General features: G+C 75.1%; 6 protein-coding genes. 1 reads left to right on the top strand and 5 read right to left on the bottom strand.

The genetic code is table 11. The features are described 5' to 3' along the window. Nucleotides 1–356 (bottom strand): hypothetical protein (locus ABD844_RS35605; RefSeq protein ID WP_344887852.1); only part of this gene is annotated, 356 nt, incomplete at its 3' end. A 235-nt stretch (nucleotides 357–591) separates the two neighbouring features. On the opposite strand from ABD844_RS35605, the gene ABD844_RS35600 reads away from it, so the two are divergent. Then, on the top strand, nucleotides 592–1,239 hold the full coding sequence (locus ABD844_RS35600; RefSeq protein WP_344887848.1) for a class I SAM-dependent methyltransferase: 648 nt from the start codon (nucleotides 592–594) through the stop codon (nucleotides 1,237–1,239). A 6-nt stretch (nucleotides 1,240–1,245) separates the two neighbouring features. Here ABD844_RS35600 and ABD844_RS35595 read toward each other — a convergent pair whose 3' ends face one another. The 4 genes from ABD844_RS35595 to ABD844_RS35580 all read right to left on the bottom strand — a co-directional run. Then, nucleotides 1,246–2,616 (bottom strand): alkaline phosphatase family protein, encoded by a 1,371-nt coding sequence (locus ABD844_RS35595; RefSeq protein ID WP_344887845.1) that lies wholly within the window; start codon nucleotides 2,614–2,616, stop codon nucleotides 1,246–1,248. Next, the gene (eboE, locus tag ABD844_RS35590; RefSeq protein WP_344887842.1) at nucleotides 2,613–3,740 is read right to left on the bottom strand and encodes a metabolite traffic protein EboE; all 1,128 of its coding nucleotides are present in this window, start codon (nucleotides 3,738–3,740) and stop codon (nucleotides 2,613–2,615) included. The genes ABD844_RS35595 and eboE overlap by 4 nt, the downstream gene beginning before the upstream one ends. Further along, nucleotides 3,740–4,594: a TatD family hydrolase gene (locus ABD844_RS35585; RefSeq protein WP_344887840.1), complete on the bottom strand. Its 855-nt coding sequence runs from the start codon at nucleotides 4,592–4,594 to the stop codon at nucleotides 3,740–3,742. The genes eboE and ABD844_RS35585 overlap by 1 nt, the downstream gene beginning before the upstream one ends. Further along, on the bottom strand, nucleotides 4,594–4,932 hold a 339-nt coding region (locus ABD844_RS35580; RefSeq protein WP_344887837.1), incomplete at its 5' end, for an EboA domain-containing protein. The genes ABD844_RS35585 and ABD844_RS35580, both read right to left, overlap by 1 nt.

The following is a 4,932-nucleotide window of genomic DNA, read 5'->3' as shown; positions in this document are numbered from 1 at the left end:
GGCTCGCCCGGCTCGGCCCAGGGCACGCCGTCCGGCGACGACCAGGGCAGCCCGCCGGACCGGGCGAACGGCAGCGTGCCCGCCGCGCCGATGGCGGCGTCGAGGTCGAGCGCGAACAGCGCGCCCGCCGCCGCGAGCGGGACGCCGCACGCGAGCGCGGCCGCGGGCCAGGCGGCCAGGACGGTGACGACGGCGGCGACCGCCAGCAGGTAGCCGAGCCCGGACGGCGCGGGGTCGAAGGCGGTGACACCGGCGCGCAGGGCCCTGGCGGCGGCCTCGGTGAGGTAGTAGACGGGGACGAGGGCGGCCAGGCCGGTCGCGGCGCCCAGAAGGCGGCGATGGTGCGGGTCGAGCATCGACGTACCGTCTCCCCCTCTGCCGGTCCTCCTGCTGGCCTTCGAAACCTTATCCGGCCGAGCCGGGGGCGCGCTGCCTGCCTGCGGAAACGGCATCAGCTCTGGCCGCCTCGCCAGTGACAGGAGGTGGACAAGGGGCGCGACTCGTCAAGGACGCGTGGCGATTGCGCGGCGGGCCGTAGGAATCGCGTAGGGATGTCACCCATCGGGCGGGAATCGGGCGCAAGCTTGAGCCATGGTCGTACATGTCCCGCATCCCAGCCTTCCCCCCGAGGCCGAGTACGACGTCGGCTGGGGCATGGAGCAGTTCCACCACCCGCGGCCGGTGCGCTGCGGCGGCCGGATGACCGAGCAGCGGCGGCGGCTGATGGACGGCCTCTCGGGACGGGTGCTGGAGGTGGGCGCGGGCGACGGCGTGAAGCTCACCTGCTATCCCACCGCCTGCGCGGAGATCGTCCTGGTGGAGGCCGACCCCTTCCTGCGCGCGGCGGCCCGCCGCGTGGCCGACCGGGTGCCCGTGCCCGTGCGGATCCTCGACGGCGACGCCCGCCGCCTGCCCGTGGCCGACGGCTCGTGCGACGCGGTGATCTGCTCGCTCGCGCTCTGCTGCGCGCCCTGCATGGAGACGGCGCTCCAGCAGGTACGCCGCGCCCTGCGTCCGGGCGGCGAGCTGCGCTTCCACGAGCACCAGCGCTCCGCGCACCCGGCCGTGGCGCTGGCCGAGACGGTGGTGACCCCGATGTGGGCACGCGTGTGCGGCGGCTGCCACCCCGCCCGCGACGTGGTGGCCGCCATCCGGCGGGCCGGTTTCGTCATCGACCGGCTCGACCGGTTCACCCGCTGGCACGTCTCCCACGTGATCGGGGACGCCCACGTCGGCTGAGCGGCCTCACCGGCGGGCCAGCCGCAGCAGGAGGTCCTTGACCTCGACGGCCTCGTAGCGGTCGCGGGCCTCGGCCGGGTCGGAGCACAGCAGGACGGGCGCGTCGGCGGCGTCGCGCGGCAGCAGCCCGTGGGAGCCGCGTACGGCGCGCGCCCCGGCGTCGAGGCCGACGACGCTCATGAGGTAGCGCAGGCCGAGCTTCTTGCGCAGCAGCGCCGTGGCCGCGCGGCGTTTGGCGGCGCCCGGGGCGGCCGGGTCGAAGAACAGCTCGGCGGGGTCGTAGCCGGGCTTGCGGTGGATCTCGACGAGGCGGGCGAAGTCAGGGGCCCGGTCGTCGTCGAGCCAGTAGTAGTAGGTGAACCAGGCGTCGGGCTCGGCGAGCAGGACGAGGTCGCCGGAGCGGGGATGGTCCAGGCCGTGCGCGGCCTTGCCGTCCCGGTCGAGCACGGTGGCCACGCCCGGCACGGACGCGCAGAGCTTGGCGACGGCGGGCACATCGGCGGGGTCGCGGACGTAGACGTGGGCGATCTGGTGGTCGGCGACGGCGAAGGCGCGGGAGGTCCACGGGTCGAGGTACTCCATGCCGTCCTGGGTGTGCACGCGCAGCAGGCCGTCGGCGCGCAGGGCGCGGTTGACGTCGATCGGGCGGGAGACGTCGGTGATGCCGTACTCGGACAGGACGACCACGGTGCGGTCGCGGGCGGCGTCCAGGAGGGGCGCGAGCACGGTGTCCAGCTCGGCGGCGGCCGCCGCGGAGCGCGGGTCGGCGGGGCCGTGGCGCTGCAGGTCGTAGTCGAGGTGCGGGAGGTAGGCGAGCGTGAGGTCGGGGTCGTGGCGGGTCATGACGTGCCGCGCGGCCTCGGCGATCCACCGTGAGGACGCGATGCCGGCGCCCGGCCCCCAGTAGCTGAACAGCGGGAACGCGCCGAGCGCGGCGGTCAGCTCGCCGTGCAGCTCGGGCGGGTCGGTGTAGCAGTCGGGGTCCTTGCGGCCGTCGGCGCGGTAGATGGGGCGGGGCGTGACGGTCCAGTCGACGTCGGCGCCCATGGCGTACCACCAGCACACGTTGGCGACGGTGTAGCCGGGACGCTCGCGGCGGGCGGCGTGCCAGAGCTTCTCCCCCTCGACGAGGGCGTTGTGCTGGCGCCAGAGGAAGACCTCGCCCAGGTCGCGGAAGTACCAGCCGTTGCCCACCACGCCGTGCCCGGAGGGCGGCAGGCCGGTCAGGAACGTGGACTGCACCGTGCAGGTGACCGCGGGCAGCACGGTGCCGAGCCCGGCCGGGAACCCGCCGTCGGCCACCGCGCGCAGCCGGGGCATGTGGGCCAGCAGTCTCGGGGTCAGTCCCACCACGTCCAGGACGAGCAGTCTGGTCATGCCGTCACTCCCAGGTCGCGCAGCTCGGTGCGGGCGAAGTCCAGCTCGCCGGCGATGCCCTCGGCGAGCTGTCCGGGGGTCCGCGGGCGCAGGGCGGCGGGCAGCACGCCCCAGGTGTAGGTCTCGACGTCGTAGTGGTCGCACAGCGGCTCCGGCCCGCCCGCCAGCTCCTTGAGCGCCTCGCGCAGCACCGGGACGGTCGTGGCCAGCGGCGGCGCGGGGGTGGCGTGCAGCGGCACGTGGTAGTGGACGCGCCACGGGGCGGGCAGGTCGCGTTCGAGTGCCTCGCCGAGGTCGTCGGCGGCCTGCCCGGCGGCGGTGCGGGTCTGGTGCAGGAAGCGCGGCTCGGCGTACTCGCGCAGCGCGGGCGGCGTGGCGGTCTCCAGCGCGGCCGAGAGCTGGACCTTGACGACGGGCAGCCCGGCCGCGCGCAGCGCCTTCAGCGCGCCGGCCGGCTGCTCCCAGGCGCAGGCCAGATGGGCCAGGTCGAGGCAGACGCCGAGCCGGTCGGTGTCGACGCGGGAGAGGTGGGCGACGGCCTGCTCGGTGGTCTCCACGACGCAGCCGGGCTCCGGCTCGAACCCGACGCGTACGGTGCGCCCGGTGGCGGACTCGATCTCGGCCAGCCCTTCGGCCAGCCGGTCGAGGTGACGGGCGGCCAGGTCGGCCATGGCGGTGTCCCAGGGCTCGCGCCAGGCGAGCGGCAGCGTGGACACGGAGCCGCGGGCGGCGTCGCCGGGCAGCAGACCGGCCAGGACGCGGGCCAGATCGAGCGTGTACGCCAGCCGCTCCGGCGTGGTCCAGTCGGGACGGTAGACGGCGTGCTTGACCACCGGGTCCTGGAACGAGCTGTACGGGAACCCGTTGAGCGTCACCACCTCCAGCCCTCTGGCGTCGAGCTCCCGGCGGAGCCGGCCGCGCGGCGCCGGGTCGGCGGCCAGCGCGGCGGCGACGGGGGCGGCCAGCCAGAGGCCGAGCCCCAGCACGTCGGTGCCCAGCCGGTCGCGGATCGGGACGGCGTACGCGTCGAGCTGGGCGATGATCCCGTCGAGGTCCTCGGCCGGGTGCACGTTGGTGCAGTAGCCGAGGTGCAGGGTCGTCCCCGACGGGTGGGTCAGCCGCATCAGGAGCCGCCGCGCCTGATCGAGCTGCCCGCGAACGTGGGCTCGGCCGCCCCGGCGACGGCGGTCAGGTCGAGCCGGCCGGACTGGGCGTAGAACTCCACGGGGTTGCGCCAGAACACCCGGTCCACGTCGTCGGCGGTGAACCCGGCCGCGAGCATGGCCTCGGCGGTGGCCAGGGTGAGCAGCGGGTCGGAGACCCCCCAGTCGGCGGCGGAGTTGACGAGCACGCGTTCCAGCCCGTACCTGCGCAGGATCTCGACCATGCGCGGCGGCGACATCTTGGTCTCGGGGTAGATGGAGAAGCCCGTCCAGCAGCCGGAGTCCTTCACCGGGCCGACGGTGACCTCGTTGAGGTGGTCGATGGTCACGCGTTCCGGGGCGAGGCCGGAGGCGGCGACGACCTCCAGGCTGCGCCGGGTGCCGGCGGCCTTGTCGCGGTGCGGGGTGTGCACGAGGGCGGGCAGCTCGTGCTCGATGGCGAGGGCGAGCTGGCGTTCGAAGGCGTCGTCCTCGTCGGGGGTCATCGAGTCGTAGCCGATCTCGCCGACCGCGACCACGCGGTCCTTGTCCAGGTAGCGGGGTAGCAGGTCGAGGACGGGGCGGCAGCGCGGGTCGCCGGCCTCCTTGGGGTTGAGCGCGACGGTGGCGTGGTGCACGACGCCGAACTGCGCGGCCCGGTACGGCTCCCAGCCGAGCAGCGAGTCGAAGTAGTCGGTGAACGAGCCGGGGCCGGTGCGCGGCTGGCCCAGCCAGAAGGCGGGCTCGACCACGGCCAGCACGCCGGCGGCGGCCATGCGGGTGTAGTCGTCGGTGGTGCGCGAGGTCATGTGGATGTGGGGGTCGAAGATGCGCATCAGGTCTCCTCGCTGGTGAGACGGCGGAGCAGGGCGGCGGCGTCGGAGGGCGTGGGGCGTCCGGCGGCGGCGCGTTCGGCGGCGAAGGCGGCCAGCATGGCGGCCAGTTCGCCGTCGGCCCGCTCGTCCAGCCGGTCCACCGCGGCCAGCGGCACGCCCGTGAACACGCACTTGAGCACCGCCTGCCGCCACGCGGGCTGATCGAGGTGCGCGGCGGGCGGGCCGAGTGCGGCGGCCAGCAGGCGCGCGTCGTTCGTCCGGATGGCGTCCAGCAGCAGCGCGACCTCCTGGACGCCCGCGTCGAGCAGCGGCAGCGCCTTGAGCACGGCGCGCTTCTC

Origin of the sequence: Nonomuraea antimicrobica (assembly GCF_039536965.1) — a bacterium.
GTDB classification, from domain to species: Bacteria; Actinomycetota; Actinomycetes; order Streptosporangiales; family Streptosporangiaceae; genus Nonomuraea; species Nonomuraea antimicrobica.
Note: the sequence above shows the minus strand (reverse complement) of the source record. Positions and strands in the feature narration are given on the sequence as shown.

What these genes read in the sequence shown, in the direction of transcription:
- ABD844_RS35585 (WP_344887840.1), bottom strand. Translation starts at nt 4,594, where the DNA reads ATGCGCATCTTCGACCCCCACATCCACATGACCTCGCGCACCACCGAC.
- ABD844_RS35595 (WP_344887845.1), bottom strand. Translation starts at nt 2,616, where the DNA reads ATGACCAGACTGCTCGTCCTGGACGTGGTGGGACTGACCCCGAGACTG.
- eboE (WP_344887842.1), bottom strand. Translation starts at nt 3,740, where the DNA reads ATGCGGCTGACCCACCCGTCGGGGACGACCCTGCACCTCGGCTACTGC.
- ABD844_RS35600 (WP_344887848.1), top strand. Translation starts at nt 592, where the DNA reads ATGGTCGTACATGTCCCGCATCCCAGCCTTCCCCCCGAGGCCGAGTAC.